The 15,533-nt window shown below is 35.5% G+C and carries 16 protein-coding genes; 14 read left to right on the top strand and 2 right to left on the bottom strand.

Going from position 1 to position 15,533, the window contains the following annotated elements:
- Nucleotides 1-244: 244 nt before the first annotated feature.
- Nucleotides 245-1,630, bottom strand: a complete 1,386-nt coding sequence (gene mnmE, locus EK417_RS10310; protein ID WP_136522114.1) for a tRNA uridine-5-carboxymethylaminomethyl(34) synthesis GTPase MnmE — start codon at nucleotides 1,628-1,630, stop codon at nucleotides 245-247.
- Between the two features lie 402 nt (nucleotides 1,631-2,032).
- The gene (locus EK417_RS10305) at nucleotides 2,033-2,503 is read right to left on the bottom strand and encodes an Lrp/AsnC family transcriptional regulator (RefSeq protein ID WP_076595553.1); all 471 of its coding nucleotides are present in this window, start codon (nucleotides 2,501-2,503) and stop codon (nucleotides 2,033-2,035) included.
- Between the two features lie 142 nt (nucleotides 2,504-2,645).
- Between EK417_RS10305 and EK417_RS10300 the strand changes: the two genes are divergently transcribed.
- From EK417_RS10300 to EK417_RS10235, 14 genes are all read left to right on the top strand, one after another.
- Nucleotides 2,646-4,034: an MFS transporter gene (locus EK417_RS10300; protein ID WP_136522113.1), complete on the top strand. Its 1,389-nt coding sequence runs from the start codon at nucleotides 2,646-2,648 to the stop codon at nucleotides 4,032-4,034.
- Nucleotides 4,035-4,155: 121 nt separating this feature from the next.
- Nucleotides 4,156-4,905, top strand: a complete 750-nt coding sequence (locus tag EK417_RS10295; RefSeq protein ID WP_136522112.1) for a metallophosphoesterase — start codon at nucleotides 4,156-4,158, stop codon at nucleotides 4,903-4,905.
- Between the two features lie 319 nt (nucleotides 4,906-5,224).
- On the top strand, nucleotides 5,225-7,411 hold the full coding sequence (locus tag EK417_RS10290) for an outer membrane beta-barrel protein (protein ID WP_136522111.1): 2,187 nt from the start codon (nucleotides 5,225-5,227) through the stop codon (nucleotides 7,409-7,411).
- Nucleotides 7,412-7,671: 260 nt separating this feature from the next.
- Entirely contained in the window at nucleotides 7,672-9,147 is a 1,476-nt protein-coding gene (locus EK417_RS10285; RefSeq protein WP_110366999.1) for a hypothetical protein, read from the top strand.
- 106 nt (nucleotides 9,148-9,253) lie between these two features.
- Nucleotides 9,254-9,562, top strand: coding sequence for a hypothetical protein (locus tag EK417_RS10280; protein WP_136522110.1), 309 nt, complete (start codon nucleotides 9,254-9,256; stop codon nucleotides 9,560-9,562).
- Nucleotides 9,563-9,636: 74 nt separating this feature from the next.
- Nucleotides 9,637-9,930, top strand: coding sequence for a hypothetical protein (locus EK417_RS10275; RefSeq protein WP_076595558.1), 294 nt, complete (start codon nucleotides 9,637-9,639; stop codon nucleotides 9,928-9,930).
- 19 nt (nucleotides 9,931-9,949) lie between these two features.
- The gene (locus EK417_RS10270; RefSeq protein WP_076595559.1) at nucleotides 9,950-10,243 is read left to right on the top strand and encodes a hypothetical protein; all 294 of its coding nucleotides are present in this window, start codon (nucleotides 9,950-9,952) and stop codon (nucleotides 10,241-10,243) included.
- A gap of 25 nt (nucleotides 10,244-10,268) precedes the next feature.
- Entirely contained in the window at nucleotides 10,269-10,562 is a 294-nt protein-coding gene (locus EK417_RS10265) for a hypothetical protein (protein WP_076595560.1), read from the top strand.
- A gap of 68 nt (nucleotides 10,563-10,630) precedes the next feature.
- A complete protein-coding gene (locus tag EK417_RS10260; protein ID WP_076595561.1) occupies nucleotides 10,631-10,936 on the top strand; it encodes a hypothetical protein in 306 nt (101 codons plus the stop codon).
- A gap of 8 nt (nucleotides 10,937-10,944) precedes the next feature.
- Nucleotides 10,945-11,328 (top strand): hypothetical protein, encoded by a 384-nt coding sequence (locus tag EK417_RS10255; protein WP_076595562.1) that lies wholly within the window; start codon nucleotides 10,945-10,947, stop codon nucleotides 11,326-11,328.
- A gap of 3 nt (nucleotides 11,329-11,331) precedes the next feature.
- Nucleotides 11,332-11,694 carry a DCC1-like thiol-disulfide oxidoreductase family protein gene (locus EK417_RS10250; protein WP_136522109.1) on the top strand — a complete coding sequence of 121 codons (363 nt, stop codon included), beginning with the start codon at nucleotides 11,332-11,334 and terminating at the stop codon, nucleotides 11,692-11,694.
- A gap of 23 nt (nucleotides 11,695-11,717) precedes the next feature.
- Entirely contained in the window at nucleotides 11,718-12,374 is a 657-nt protein-coding gene (locus EK417_RS10245) for a hypothetical protein (protein ID WP_076595564.1), read from the top strand.
- Nucleotides 12,334-13,269, top strand: a complete 936-nt coding sequence (locus tag EK417_RS10240) for an HTTM domain-containing protein (RefSeq protein ID WP_110366996.1) — start codon at nucleotides 12,334-12,336, stop codon at nucleotides 13,267-13,269. Before EK417_RS10245 ends, EK417_RS10240 begins: the two co-directional genes overlap by 41 nt.
- Nucleotides 13,266-15,404, top strand: coding sequence for an outer membrane beta-barrel protein (locus EK417_RS10235; protein WP_110366995.1), 2,139 nt, complete (start codon nucleotides 13,266-13,268; stop codon nucleotides 15,402-15,404). Before EK417_RS10240 ends, EK417_RS10235 begins: the two co-directional genes overlap by 4 nt.
- Nucleotides 15,405-15,533: the final 129 nt, after the last annotated feature.

The following is a 15,533-nucleotide window of genomic DNA, read 5'->3' as shown; positions in this document are numbered from 1 at the left end:
AGTTCGTGGTGAATGTTTTGGCTATGAATGTTTTTATCATAATAGCTACAAATACGATTACTCCTGATGTTAGTGCTTATGGTTTACTTTCAGATTTTTATGTTAGATAATTTCACTCAGTATTTGCCATTATTTAGCAGTATTCACTACTGATAATTTCTCCGAGTGTAAAAAAATGTCATTTAACGCAGCATTTGTAAAATATTGATTAAACGCAGTATTCATAAGGGTTTACAGAGATAGGCTATTTTCCGATACAAAACTTGGAAAAAATATTCCCCAGCACTTCATCATTGGTCACCTCTCCGGAGATTTCGCCAAGATGTTCCAGGGCATTTCGAAGCTCATAAGCCAGTAATTCTGTAGAGATCTGGAAAGAGATTGCTTCTTTTACTTTGTGAACGGCATCCATAGACTTTTTTAAGGCTTCAAAGTGACGTTGGTTGGTGATCACAACATTATTTTCTTCAGTTTTTAAATGCTCTACATAGGAGGAAAGTTCATTTTTAAGATCCTGAATATTTTGATTTTCAACTGCTGAGATTTTGATGAAATCAAATTCGTGAGAAATAGCTTCTCTGAAAATATTTTCTACCATTTCGTATTGGGTAGGAATCACTTCATCAATTTTTGTCGCACAGATAATCAGCTTAAGATCTTCTCGTAACAAGGATTGAATCATCTCAATATCCTCAGAAAAATCCTCAGTAGCAGCATCCGCCAGATACACAAGAATATTGGCATTTTCTACCTTTTCTTTAGCTTTTTTTACCCCGATCGCTTCAATTTCATCCATGGTTTCACGAAGTCCGGCAGTGTCAATTAATCGGAAGGCATTACCTTTAATATGAAGAACTTCCTCAATCGTATCTCTCGTTGTTCCCGCAATATTACTCACAATCGCCCTTTCTTCCTTCAAAAGCGAATTCAGCAGCGTAGATTTTCCGGCATTCGGTTTTCCGATGATAGCAACGGCTGTTCCGTTTTTAATGGCATTTCCGTATTGGAAACTTTCAATCAGAGAGTTTAATTTGACTTCAATTTTATCCAATAATCCGCTTAGGGCACTTCTGTCTGCAAATTCCACGTCTTCTTCAGCGAAATCAAGTTCCAGTTCAATTAAAGAAACGAAATTTAAAAGATCAGTTCTTAATACTGATATTTCATTGGTAATTCCTCCCTTCAGTTGATTGATCGCTACCTTTCTCGAAGCTTCATTTTCAGATGCAATGACATCGGCAATTGCTTCTGCCTGAGAAAGATCAATTCTGCCGTTGATAAAGGCACGAAGGGTAAATTCTCCCGCTTTGGCCATTCTCGCTCCGTTTTTGATCAGGGTTTCAAGAATACGTTTTCCGATATGCGGGGATCCGTGAAAAGCAATCTCCACAGAGTTCTCAGTGGTGAAACTTTTCGGTGCCAGGAAGATGGAAAGCATTACTTCATCAATAGCTTCTTCCTCATCCATAAAATAACCGTAATGAATGGTATGGGATTTTTGTTTTTCCAGATTTTTTGCCGGAAAACTTTTCTGAACTACAGATAAAGCTTCATTTCCTGAAACCCGGATGATGCCTAAAGCACCTATTCCATTGGCAGTAGCCAGTGCACATATCGTATCGTTATTCATGCTGCAAATTTACGGTTTTTAATGTAAATTTTCATTCAGGTCTTTTATTCAGATTATCTATTGCCTTATTCAGTTTAAAACAAGGAAGATTTGAAATCTGCCATGTTTTAAATGTTGGTACATAGTAAGTGTGCTTGCTGTGTTAGCAAATAAAGAATAAACAGCTACTGAAAACGCCATGTTAAATTTAAAATATATAAAATAATTCTGTTGAATGTAAATCGCATTTCAATGTACAAATCTTTATCCGGGGATGATGTGCTGTGATACAGTAATTAAAACACTGACGGTATTTGAGGGATCAGTCTGGAATTACTGGCAATAGATGATAAGAGATTAATACAAAAGATTGGGTTTACAATAAAAAGCAGCTGTATGAATAGGCGCAGCTGCTTTTGCGGCTTAAATAATCTGCGCGCTTTCTTTGATACTGTTCATCACAAAAATACTTTTAGTTTGCCCTATTCCCTCGATTTCTGATAATTTGTTGACGAAAAACTCATGAAATTCATCCATATTGGGAGCCAGGATCTTCAGCATAAAATCAAAATCTCCACTGATATTGTAAAATTCTACAACTTCCTTCAGTTTACCAACTTCCTCAATAAATTTTCCCGCTGTTTTTTTATTATGAACATTTAAAGCAATCATACAGATCACCATCATCCCTTTATTGACCTTTTTGCGGTCAACCACAGCCGTGTATTCTTTAATGATTCCTTGCTTTTCCATACGTTTGATACGTTCGTGAGTAGGCGTAGGACTCAAATTGATTCTTGCTGAAATATCGCGGACACTCATCTTCGCATCTTTCTGAAGCAGGCGGAGAATGGAGAGGTCTTTTTCATCAGGAATATAATTTTCTGCTGCCATTTTGTTCTGTTTTTATAGGTTTTATCTGGTGTTTTAGGTTTTTTGTTCTTTTAATTATTTAATATATTAAATATTGTTCCAAATTTATGATAAAATTTCCAAATACGTTCTGTTAATTTTAATTTTGCAGGAAATTTAAAACATGGATACAAGGAAGAATTTAGTATTAATTTTAGCATCGGTAGGAACATTTGTAGAGGCTTTGGATATTGCCATTATTAATTTAACAATTCCTTCTATCCAGCAGCAGTTTCAGATTGGAGCTGAGACTGTTCAGTGGCTGCAGACACTCTATGTATTGTTCTTTGGAGGATTTCTGATCATCGGTGGAAAACTTTCAGACCAGATGGGAAGAAAGAAAATGTTTTTATGGGGAGCTCTGATTTTTATGCTCACTTCATTGGGGGCAGGATTGTCCCCGAATTTTGAAGTACTGGCGATATTCCGTGCTTTACAGGGATTGGGAGCTGCATTGGTAATGCCTTCTGCATTGTCTATCGTTACCAATACCTTCAAAGGAGAACAGGAGAGAAACCGGGCCATCGGAATTTTCAGTTCATTTGCTGCTATTGGTTCGGGAAGTGGTCTTTCGGTAGGAGGAATTATCAGTACATACCTGAGCTGGCATTGGGTCTTTCTGATTAATGTTCCCATTCTTTTAATCACATTGGTGTTATCGTATTATTATCTGCCGGCAGATGATAAAAATGAAGCCGCTCAGAAAACAGATATCATATCCGGGATATTGATGGTATTTGGACTTTTAAGTCTGACTTACGGTACGCATGAATTGGTTCATATTAAAGAACAGCCTTTGCTGATAGCGGGTTCTTTGGTTTTAGCATTGGTACTGCTTGTTATGGTATACTACCGTTTACAATCTGTAGCAGAGCCTTTGGTAGATTTAAAATTGTTTAAACATCAATCCTTAGTAGTTTCCAATGCTGTATTCTTTACCTTGGGAGCATTTTTTATCGGATTTTTATTCCTTATTTCACTGATGCTTCAGAAAGATATGGGATTTAGTGCTGCTTCTGCAGGATTAATGCTTGTTCCGTTCAGTATCATATCGGCTTTAACGGCTAAATTTATTCTGCCACATGTAACAAAACGTCTGAACTCTTCTCAAATGGGTGTTTTAGGATGGTCGTTTATGCTGGCGGGAGGATTGCTGCTTTTGATTTCTGTTTACGCGGGACACCCGCTAACGATAGTTTTATTGGGAGCTGCATGTATTTCCGGAGTTGGAATGACATTTTGTTTTACCGCACTTTCAGTAATGGGGATCCAGGATGTTGAACCTGCGCATTACGGACTGGCATCAAGTTTAAGCTCTACAAGTTACTTTTTGGGAGCAGGAATTGGATTGTCATTCATGACTTTAATGAGTCAGATCTTTCCTTCGGAACTATCAGTGGGAAGCCTGAATCTGATTATTTTGATCAGTTACGCTCTGCTGGCTCTCGGAATGTTATTCTTTTTTATAATAAAAAGCCTGAAAGTGAAGCCGGCAGAAGTTGCTGTTTTATAATAAACGGTCTTAAAAATATACAAACTATATGACGAAAGAACCGGTGCTTAGGGATCGGTTCTTTTTTTGGCTTTTTGCGATTCTGTTTCCCTTTACTATCTTTGTTTTTTTACTTTTCATCATGAAAATACAGGTTATCAGCGATCTTCACAGGGAATTTGGAAGTACGGAATTATGTTTTGATCATTCGGATATGATTGTGCTGGCGGGTGATGTCAATTTGGGAACCAAAGGGATTGAATGGATTAAAAAGGCAATTCCTGATAAACCTGTAATTTACGTTCTTGGTAATCATGAATATTATAAAGGTTCATATCCTAAAACACTCCATAAGATCAGAGAAGCTGCGCTTGATTCCAATGTTCATGTGCTGGAAAATTCATCTATAGACATTGACGGTATTCGTTTTCATGGAGCAACCCTGTGGACGGATTTTTCGATCTTCGGAAATCCTGTTCAGTACGGCATGCTTTGTCAGCCGAAGATGAATGATTATAAAATGATCAGGAGGGATCCTTCCTATTCAAAAATGAGAACACTGGATACCTTCAAAATCCACCAGTTTTCAAAACAATGGTTACAGGAAAATCTTAAAGATTCAAAAGGATTTAAAAATATAGTTATTACTCATCATGCACCCAACATACAATCTGTTCCGGAGCATTACAGAGAAGATCCGTTAACAGCAGCGTACGCTTCTGATCTGGAAGATTTAATTACAGAATACCAGCCATTATACTGGATTCATGGGCATATTCATACCCCGTGCAGATATAAGATCGGAGAAACAGAAGTCATTTGTAATCCTCATGGCTATATTGATGAAAAATATAACGGATATGATAAGGAACTGATTATTGTTGTTGAGTAAATCAGCAAAAAGAAAAAATCCAATTATTTTCTTTTTCTTATTTTTTGAATATCAAGAGATGATTCACGCTTTTTCATGAACTGCTTATTAATTAGGACAAATTTTAAAGTTTTTTTTAATTGAAGATAAAAACTGTTTTTAAGAATAATTGGTATGAATATGATTTGGATTAAGTTTATTTTTTGTGGAATTTGTATCTTTTCTTAATTTATGTTTAAAATATATTTAGTTATATTGCTGGAAATTAAGTATTTATTTTATTTTTTGATGTAACGAAATTATGGAGATAGTGGTCTTATAGATAAAACTATTATCTCACATGAAAATAATATTATTTCCTATAGCAATATTAACAGGCTCATTAGCAATGGCTCAGCAGACTCCGGCTCCCGCAGCCAAAGATACTGTAAAGGGAAATGCAAAAGAAATAGAAGCTGTTACTCTGGTTGCCAGAAAGCCAACAGTAGAATCTAAAGTAGACAGAACTGTATTCAATGTAGCGAATAGTGCAATTCTGGCAGGAAATACAACATGGGATGTTCTTAGAATGACCCCTTTGGTAAGCATCGATAACAATGATGAGGTAAAAGCCGAGGGACAATTGGTTACCGTATACATTAACGACAGGAAATCTGTTTTTACAGGGAAAGAATTGAAGGAATACCTTAAAACAATTCCAGCTGATAACCTTATGAAAATTGAAGTGATTACCAGCCCGTCTTCCCGATATGAAACTTCAGGGTCCGTTATCAATATTGTTCTTAAAAAAAGGGATGACGAGGGCCTGAAAGGCAGTATTTCTCTTAACAACAGGCAGAGTACCAAGAATTCACAATACACGAATTTCAACCTGAACTACCATAAGAAAAAGTTTACCCAAACCCTTACAGGAGGATACAATAACGGAAATTATGTACAGAAAACCCAAACCTGGGATAACCGTTATGAAAAAAATAAGCTTACCCGGTTCAACCTGGAAAACTTAATGAGGAATGAAAGTCCTTCTATTTCTTCTACCTCGGAGTTTGAAATTAATGATAAAAATAATTTCGGACTTGTATTGGAGTATTCACAAAACAGAAATCTACTTTCAGCGGAATCTGATGGGATGACTTCAAAAGATGGAGATCCGGGAGAATCTTTCCTCCAAAGCCAGAACAATTGGGGATTCAGCCGTAATCTGGGAACAAATGCTTTCTATAAATACTATGATAAAGAAAAGAACAGAATTTTAGATATTAATTTGGGAACCAATTACTCCGGTGATAACAATGATAACCTCATAGATAAACTAATTGATAAGCAGGGAGTGAAAACAGCCCAGCAGCTAGGAGTTATCAGTTCAAATCAGATGCGTAATTATTACCTGAAAGTGGATTATACACAACCTTTTGGTAAATCTGGCGGTACAATGGAAGTGGGTGGTAAAACGGAAATAAATAATCATGCAATTTCCAATAGCCTTTATGGATTCAGCATGAATAATCCTACCCCGGAATTTGCTAATCTATCCCAAAATGACAGATTCCATTATGAGGATCATCTGAGTTCTTTATATGCCAATTACAGTAAGACATTTTTCGAAAAACTGGAAACGAGAATCGGAATCCGATACGAATATATTGACTATAAAGTAAGACAGGAGGTAGCAGGTACAGAGAGGAGAGATTCTTACGGCACTTTTCTTCCCAATCTATTACTGAAATATAATTTTTCGGAGAAATTTGACTTGAGTCTTACCTATAACCGAAGCATCTGGAGACCCTGGTATTCTGAGTTTAATCCTTTCCTGATGCCTGAAATTAACGGAACGTATTCCAGAGGAAATCTTTATCTGAATCCCAACCCGAATGACCGGCTTTACCTTAAATTAGGTATTCTGAAGAAGTATTTTATTTCTGCAAGATATATGCATACCAATCAGGATTACTGGACAACTTATGTAACGGAAAACGGAAGAACGGTTTCATTACCCGGAAACTTCGATGGAAAGGTTGAAAAATATTACCTTTTTGCCAATACCAATCAGAATTTCCTGAAAAATAAACTGAATGTGAATGCCGGATTTGGATGGTATTACATTAATAATAAAGATTTTAATGAGAAAAATAAACTGGGAGCCAAAGACTATATCAGTTATTGGGGAGCTTCCGCCAATATATCTTATACGAATCTTTTTAACAAAAACATTAATGTAAGTGCATGGATGGAACTTGCCAATCAGAACAACGGAAATTCATACGCGAACAATACCAATGTCTTCCATAATATTTCAGTGACTAAAATATTCCCGAAAACTCAAATGGAGCTAAGTATGCAGCTGATGAATATTTTTAAAATACCTTATGGTGATAACACAACGTATAGTGCGGATGGAACTTTCAGAGAGTACTCAAAATGGGACTGGTACGGTGTTTCCCTTACTTTTGTAAAACGTTTCGGAAACCAGAAAGTAAAAGAAAATACAAAAACCGACGTAGAGAAAAACGGCGGCGGCGGAAAATAACCCAAGATTTTTCAGATACAAAAGAAGCAGGTTTCCAATTGGGAATCTGCTTTTGTATTGATAGAGAATTTGGCTGGGAAAGATGTTATTTCCATAGATGTGAGTTTGTGTGCTGTCAGAATGCTGAAGATACCCCCTTATTATAAGACTGTATAAAAACTACACCATCGTGTAGTAGCGAACTACACGATGGTGTAGTCTGTTTGTTTTTCAGAATAAATAATATTGTAAAAGAAAAACAAAACAATAAATAGCTAATCATGAAAATTCAAAAAACATCTATATTCAATAAAAGAAAATTACTGCTTGCCCTGAGTGTATGCTCTTTGGTATCATGTTCTGATAAGACCAATAATTATGGGATTATAAACAGCGATAAAAGCATTAATTATAAGAATGCTTTTGAATTCCTAAAGAAAAATGCTATTTTAAATTTCCATATCAATGCAGAAGGTGTTCAGGAACAAGACTCAAAATGGATTAAAGATGCTGATATCAAAGAAAATATAGAGCTTTCTTATGATAAGTCTAAGGAGTTGATTCACTCTGATGCAATTTCAGATTACAGCTTTGTCAATTTTGTACTTCCTTATAAAGTAAACTTTTCTGATGATTTTAACTGGAGACAAATGGTGCTGAAAAACTATAAACTTCCTTCAAATTATACATTAAATTCTGAAAAATCTGTAATTGAATCCGTTAATTATTTAAATAATAAACTGAAGGATGTAAAAATGCCTTATTCTGATCCTTTCCCACAGGAAGATTACTGGTCTTTTGCCCAGTTGCTGAAAGAAAATAAAGGTTCTGATATTGCAATGGTAAATCTTGCTAATTACATTAATAAAGCAAACGGGCTGCCGGTAACCATTGACTATGCTCCGGTTTGGGGCAATGTAAATGGAGGGAAGGCCTGGAATGCTTTGGTTCTTAATGAGAAAAAATCTTTTCCTTTTTCAGGAGGAACGGAAAATATAGGAAGCTTTAACCCCAGCAGAATTATTAATAGTATAAAAGACAGTCTTCATAATTCTTATACCATTACTAAAGTATACAGAAGAGGATTTGTACCGGATACCGCTTCAGTGTATTTGAAATATTACAAAACCCTTAGTAAAATGGGATTTACTTCCACCTATTCCGATATTGATGTTACGGATCAGTATACAAAGACCATCAAATATAATGTGAATGGCTTTTATAATGATAAAACGGAGCTTGGTCTGCTTTCTGTGTTCTGTTTCAACAAATGGCTTCCTGTGGCAGCCATAAGTCCGAAACATAAGCAGAAGATATTTGATAAAGTAGGAGTAGGGGCGCTTTATCTGGTTCATACTCCGGAAAGTTCGGGAAAGAAATCTCTTTTCTATGTAGACAAAACGGGGAAACTGTTATCCTTTGATAAATCTAAAAAATCGCTCATCAGTATTTCCCAGGTAGAATCTGTGGCAGAAAGAATGAAAAACCTGGCTTCTCAGCATAAAAATCCAGCGGATATCCGTTTACTGGCAGAGAATATAATCCATTCGAAGCTCCAGGATGGAGCATCATATACCCTTTACAGATTTACAGACGGCAGCTGGGAAAAGCAGGAGACGAAGTCTGTTGTAAGCAATAAACTATCATTCAAAACCTTATATCAGGATGGGATTTATCTTGCAGCATTGGAAAATGATACTCAGATAAACTCAAAAAGGCCGTTTATTCTTATCGGCGGAAAAGTAGTCTTTATCTAACTCAGAAAATTCAAAAAATAATATACCGATTTCTTTTTTCAATAAAAGGAACAGGGAAGGGTATATCTGAAAATAACCAACTGAAAACATTTTAAACATTTATCATATGAAACAATACAAAAAACTGCTCCTTGCAGGACTGGCAATTGTTCCTCTTGCTCTTTCTTCCTGGAATTCCAAGCCCTCCGAACCTGATTTTCGGAATGCTGAAAACCAACAGACATTTTCTCAACATGACACTATAGGGGAGACCAGTGGGGTTGTCGTTCAGTCCTATGTAAACAAAAAAACAATTTTCTCCGTTACGGATAAGTTTGATCTCGGACCTTCTCAGGAAAAGGTGGTAATCACTACTAAAACCCTTGAGCCTTCAAATGTTCTTTCTATAGAGGATATTGTAAAAACATATCAGTAACATTTAGGGGCCATCACTGAAAACAAAAAAACTTTTTAAAAATAATTAATAACAATTTAAATTTTTTTTTTATTATGAACAACTACAAAAAACTATTATTTGCGGGACTTGCAATTGTTCCTTTAGCTCTTTCTTCGTGGACGTCGGAAGATCAGACAGTAAACTATGGCAGCAGAGATGCCGGTTCTATTTCTACCATAGAAGTTATCGGTGAGTCTGCAGTAAGCAGCTCTGTAACCGTGAAAACTAAAAGAAAAGTACTTTCTGTATCAACTGTTGAAGAAGTAAGCGTTGCAGAAAAGAAAGCTTTGAGTACTTCTATTGAAACTGCCCGCTCTTTCAACGAAATTTTAAACGATTACAAATAACAATTTAAACTTTTTTATTATGAACAACTACAAAAAACTATTATTTGCAGGACTTGCAATTGTTCCTTTAGCTCTTTCTTCATGGACGTCAGAAGATCAGACAGTAAACTATGGCAGCAGAGATGCAGCTTCTGTTTCTACCATAGAAATTATCGGTGAATCTGCAGTAAGCAGCTCTGTAACCGTAAAAACTAAAAGGAAGGTTCTTTCTAAAGAAACAGTGGAGACTGTAAGTGTAGCGAGCGAAAAAGCAATCAGTACTTCTCTTGAAACTGCACGCTCATTTAATGAAATTCTTAACGATTATAAATAACAACTAAAAACTAAAACATTTTATCATGAACAACTACAAAAAACTATTATTAGCAGGATTGGCAATCGTTCCTTTAGCTCTTTCTTCATGGACATCAGAAGATAACTCTTTAACGTACGGAAAGGCAAACACAAATGATTTTTCTTCTATAGAAGTTATTGGTGGAACTGCTGTAAGCAGCTCTGTAACCGTAAATACTAAAAGAAAAGTACTTTCTAAAGAAACAGTGGAAACTGTAAGTGTAGCCAGTGAAAAAGCGATCAGCACTTCTATTGATCCTGTTCTTACTCTTAACAAAGTTGTAGAAAACTACAAATAATATGATTCAACCTGCACATTCAGTTGAAGCTTTCAACTGAATGTGTTTCTTAAAAAACTTTAAACCTTATGAAAAAATATATTTTAATACTACCAGCTTTATTACTGACAACGGTTTCTTTATTATCGTTTGACAAAGTATCAGACGATACAGATAAGATCAAATATGATACTCTTAGCAGAAATATGTCTTTAGAAAATGAAGTAGGAGCGTTCATCAAAAGTACGGTTATCACTAACAAAACTTTCAAAAAAGAATGTTCTGTAGACAACTGTATCAAAAGAGATGCGGTAAGCATTTTCGAAACTAAAATTGTATCTGCCATAGACGCCCCGGAAATGGATTTAGGCAGAATTGTTTCAACCTATAAATAATCATTATTATGAAAAGCCTTTATTTGTATTTATTATTAATTGTGGGTACTGTAATTTTTCTTTGTTCTTTTACCATGGAAAGAGGCAGACACATTTACCGGAATCATTGGACAATTCCTGCACAGCAGAATCTTAAGATCAAAAATTCATCAAAAGAAGATCTGGAAGTTGTTTTGTACAATCCTTCCCAGACAAGCGATCTGAAATATATGAACAGCAGTAATGAACTGAAAGTTCTTCCAAAAAACGACTCTGTAAAAACGAGAATCAATTTTGCCAATGAATTTTACGTGGTCAACACCGCTTCCAGTGAAAGTGTTTTCAGACTGAAGATCCTGAATAATAGCGGCAGAATAAAGGCTTTCATAAAAAAACAGCTTCCTAAAAATTAAATCATGAAAAAGCTCATTGTGTATTATGACAGCTGGTGTCCGCGATGCACCCGATTCATGAAGACTGTAAAAAAAATAGACTGGCTGAATCTGGTAGATTTTCGCTCTCTCAGAGAAAGAGGGCAGGCTATAAAAGGAATTGACCTGATTCTTGCTGAAAAACAAATGGCTTCTTACACCAATACCTGGGCTTATGGTTATGAATCTATTTTCAGAATATTGGCAAGGCTGCCATTGCTGTGGCCTTTACTTCCGGTTCTGTGGTTTCTGCACATTACAAAAACGGGCCAGGAAATTTACATACATCTTGCTGTAAACCGGAAGATCATCCCCATTCATTGTGACAATGACAGCTGCAATATTTAGATACTAATTTTATACTACTTACTATGAAATACCCAAAACTCTTCTTCATATTCAGTATGGTTCATATTGCGCTAATACTGATTGTATGTACTTCAAGTACAATAGACTCCTATGAAAAATCAACCTCATATGTAGAGAATGATTTAACTGCCGCTCTGAAAGATACAAAAGAAGGCATCAGAGAATTTAATTCCGTTCCTCTTATTCAGCAGTATCAGGCTATTGCAGGGATTAATGCAGGATATGGATTCTTTGCACCCAATGTCGCCAGTTCCTATATCTTAAAGGTGTCCGTCTATGACAAAAACAGGAATCTTGTGAAAGAATCTTACTTTCCTCCATTCAAATCTAAGGAAGGACTCAACAGATACCATACTTTGCTAGGATACTTTCAGGACAGACTGACGATTCTTGAAAATAAGATGCAGAAAAAGAAATCTACAGAATTTAATGAATCTGACAAATACGGTGAATTCCTGGATATATTCATCAAAAGTATCGGAAGATATTATTATAAGGAATATAATCCTGATACCTATACCGTTTCTTGTACACTTTATCTGCACCATCACCCAATGCTGCAGGAAATAAAAACAAAAAATAAAACTAAACCAGTATTAATTAAACTCCTTGACATCGATGCTAAGCCTATTAAGAAAAACCACATTGCTTCCAACTGAATTTTATAAATTCTTCAACGAATATAAACCGGAAGATAAACTGTTCTTTGCATTTTTTAGAATTTCCATGGGATTATTCTTCTTAGTGCACTTTGTTTCCACGCTTACTGATTTTAATCTTCTTTTTACAGATCAGGGGCTGATACCACTGGAAGTTGTAGGATTTCTAGGGTCAGAAAAAATGCCGTCTTTTTTCTTTGTAATCAAATTATTAGGGACCATGAATATTTCAGAAAGTGCCGTAATAATGGGATATATCGTAATATACATTCTGACATGTGTTTCTTTAACCGTAGGGTTTATGAGCAGGCTTTCTGCCGGGATTATCCTGATCCTGCACCTGCTGATCTTCCAGTCTTCCAGTACTTTTATGTATGGGATAGATTTTTTCAAGACCATTGCTATGTTCTACTGTTTCTTGTTCCCCCTGGGAAGCTTCTATTCTCTGGATTCTAAAATATTCAAATACAATGATATTAATCCTACACCTTTCAGGAATCTTCTGAGAATACATATGAGTATTGTGTACTTTACTTCAGGATTGGATAAGGCGTTCGGAATCAACTGGTGGAACGGAGAGTCTATCTGGAAGGCATTACATTTACCAGGCTTCCAGTCTTATATATTAGATAACAGCAGTTATGATATTTTCGTAAGTTTTCCGGTTATTCCGATATTTATAGGGATTTCAACCATTATTATTGAGCTGTTCTATCCTTATTTTATGTGGAAGAAAAGCACAAGAAAGGTATTTATCTGGATGGTGGTAGCCTTACATACAGGAATTATCATCGCTATGAATCTATATTTCTTCGGAGCATTAATGATCCTTTTAAACTTAAGTGCCTTCTTAAACCTTGAGGATTCCAAAAAACCAATCGCAGCAACATCATGATTTATCTTCATCATATAACCAGCAGAGCCTTAATATTACTATCTTCACTGATAGTAATATTAACCTCCGCACAACAAAAAGACACCTTAAAAAATGAAAAGAAAATTGATGAAATTAAAATTACACGCTCTGCAGTAAAATTTAAAAACGGAAAAATCATTGTTACTCCTGCCGGTACTGCTACAGCAGAAGCAAGTAACACCTGGGAGTTCATCAAAAATTCAGGCTATGCAGATGCCTCTGAGGAAGGAACAATAAAAATTAAACAAAAATATACCACTGTATATATCAATGACAGAAAACTCCGCTTGTCAGGTATAGAACTTAAGAACTATCTTGAGTCTATCCCTGCCAAGCTGATAAAAAACATTGAAGTAATCGGAACTCCGGATTCTTCTTACCCAGCCGATGAACAGTCGGTCATTAAGATTAATCTCGTGAACAGTAATATGGAAGGTTTGAAATTAGGAATTGGTTCCAGCCTTGGTTTTACCAAAAAAATGAACATGTCTCAGAATCTCAATCTGAATTATAAATCTGCAAAATTTGAAATCAATACCCTTTTAAGCAGTACACATTCCAATGTTCTTACTGAGGTGAATGCTCAGAGAGAATATAAAAATAATATCTGGGATATTGCTCAGAATCAGGATATTCAGAAATCTACTAATATTTATTCTTTACTGGTGAATTATTTTGCAGACAAAAGGAATAAGTTCAGCATTTATGGAGAGTATAATCCTGTCAATACACAGAGCGAGCTTAATGCAGATAATGGCTTGCCTACAGCAGAAAGGGTTTCGAGAAAGGATTCTATTTTTAAATACAATTCAATGTTTAAAGATTTGGGAAGAAGTACAAATGTTCAGGCTAATTATAAATTTGAAAATGATTCTGCCACTCAGAAGCTTACTGTTCAGTTTGAATATTCAAATGCCAACAGAAAAACGAACAACAGCTTCAGAAATTACTTTTATCAGCAGCCTTCTTATCTTGATGGTAACAGGATAGATGATTCCTCTTCAAGAAATATCAATATGTACATCGGAAATGCCAATTATACTATGCAGACAAAGAAATGGGGAACATGGTCTGCAGGAGGAAGGTTTTCGTACAGTGACATCAATAACCCAATTAATATAACAGTAAATGATGTTGACTCTCAGGAAAGTGTACAGAATTACAGCGAAAAGCAGTACGCACTATTTTTAGAGGGACAGAAAGAATTTAATAAAACATATGTAAGGCTGGGAATGCGTTATGAAAGTAATATCACCAATTTTTTTGATCAGGATCTTACTTCAAATTCATTCAAAATAGATGGGTTTTACCCTAATATTTTGGTTCAGCATAGCTTTTCAGATAATTTTCAGGCGGAAACCAGTTATAAAAAAACACTCATCAGACCTGATTATTTTTTGCTGAATCAGCTGAGAAGAAAGAACAGTGATGACAGTATGCTGTACACCTCCGGAAATATCAATCTGAGACCTCAGGTGGAGCATGAAGTAGATCTTTCCCTGTATTACAAAAACCAGATGTTATCTGTAGGAATGAATTATTCTCCCAATTACATCAGTACCCTGATTGTAAAGCGTGGTGATTATCTGGTGCAGGAGTATAACAATTTTAAAATGATGACACTGTATGCAAGCCTTGCCCTGAACAAAGTATTCAATAATAAATATATTGTTAAAAACTATTCCACGGTAAACTACCTTCCGATCATGGAGTTTGAAGGTTTTGAAAAAGGAAAAACCAATTTTGCTTTTGATAACAGAACTGTTTTGGGGATTATTCTTAAAAAAGGGTATGCTGCTGAGGTTTCTTATTCCTTTTCAACGGATTTTTATGACGGATTTTTCAAACATGGAAAAACAAATAATCTAAGCATTACCTTACAGAAGAAAATTCCTCATCTTAATCTTACCACTTATCTTGTAGTTACAGATTTGCTGAGAGGGCAGAAAAATTATGATGAAGCAATATATCCTATCGTGTATAAAAACTCATCTTACAATGACAGCAGAAGTATACGGCTGGGATTATACTGGACGTTCGGTAATCAGAAATTAAAGGAAATTAAAAAAGAAGATTCTCTTATGGATGATCTGAAGAACAGAAACAGAAAATAAAAACAGGATTTCCATATGATCAGGATATGAGATAGAAATCATTAAAGACTTTCATAGCAGAAGCAGCCATGGCTGAATTTAATAGGCTTTTCAGCCTGGCACCGGGTATGTTTCTGCGGGTATTTCAAG

The sequence above is a fragment of the Chryseobacterium candidae genome (assembly GCF_004916905.1).
Taxonomy (GTDB): domain Bacteria; phylum Bacteroidota; class Bacteroidia; order Flavobacteriales; family Weeksellaceae; genus Chryseobacterium; species Chryseobacterium candidae.
The sequence above is the reverse complement of the archived record's forward strand: the minus strand, read 5'-3'. Positions and strand labels throughout refer to the sequence as shown.

What these genes read in the sequence shown, in the direction of transcription:
- mnmE (WP_136522114.1), bottom strand. Translation starts at nt 1,630, where the DNA reads ATGAATAACGATACGATATGTGCACTGGCTACTGCCAATGGAATAGGT.
- EK417_RS10305 (WP_076595553.1), bottom strand. Translation starts at nt 2,503, where the DNA reads ATGGCAGCAGAAAATTATATTCCTGATGAAAAAGACCTCTCCATTCTC.
- EK417_RS10300 (WP_136522113.1), top strand. Translation starts at nt 2,646, where the DNA reads ATGGATACAAGGAAGAATTTAGTATTAATTTTAGCATCGGTAGGAACA.
- EK417_RS10295 (WP_136522112.1), top strand. Translation starts at nt 4,156, where the DNA reads ATGAAAATACAGGTTATCAGCGATCTTCACAGGGAATTTGGAAGTACG.
- EK417_RS10290 (WP_136522111.1), top strand. Translation starts at nt 5,225, where the DNA reads ATGAAAATAATATTATTTCCTATAGCAATATTAACAGGCTCATTAGCA.
- EK417_RS10285 (WP_110366999.1), top strand. Translation starts at nt 7,672, where the DNA reads ATGAAAATTCAAAAAACATCTATATTCAATAAAAGAAAATTACTGCTT.
- EK417_RS10280 (WP_136522110.1), top strand. Translation starts at nt 9,254, where the DNA reads ATGAAACAATACAAAAAACTGCTCCTTGCAGGACTGGCAATTGTTCCT.
- EK417_RS10275 (WP_076595558.1), top strand. Translation starts at nt 9,637, where the DNA reads ATGAACAACTACAAAAAACTATTATTTGCGGGACTTGCAATTGTTCCT.
- EK417_RS10270 (WP_076595559.1), top strand. Translation starts at nt 9,950, where the DNA reads ATGAACAACTACAAAAAACTATTATTTGCAGGACTTGCAATTGTTCCT.
- EK417_RS10265 (WP_076595560.1), top strand. Translation starts at nt 10,269, where the DNA reads ATGAACAACTACAAAAAACTATTATTAGCAGGATTGGCAATCGTTCCT.
- EK417_RS10260 (WP_076595561.1), top strand. Translation starts at nt 10,631, where the DNA reads ATGAAAAAATATATTTTAATACTACCAGCTTTATTACTGACAACGGTT.
- EK417_RS10255 (WP_076595562.1), top strand. Translation starts at nt 10,945, where the DNA reads ATGAAAAGCCTTTATTTGTATTTATTATTAATTGTGGGTACTGTAATT.
- EK417_RS10250 (WP_136522109.1), top strand. Translation starts at nt 11,332, where the DNA reads ATGAAAAAGCTCATTGTGTATTATGACAGCTGGTGTCCGCGATGCACC.
- EK417_RS10245 (WP_076595564.1), top strand. Translation starts at nt 11,718, where the DNA reads ATGAAATACCCAAAACTCTTCTTCATATTCAGTATGGTTCATATTGCG.
- EK417_RS10240 (WP_110366996.1), top strand. Translation starts at nt 12,334, where the DNA reads ATGCTAAGCCTATTAAGAAAAACCACATTGCTTCCAACTGAATTTTAT.
- EK417_RS10235 (WP_110366995.1), top strand. Translation starts at nt 13,266, where the DNA reads ATGATTTATCTTCATCATATAACCAGCAGAGCCTTAATATTACTATCT.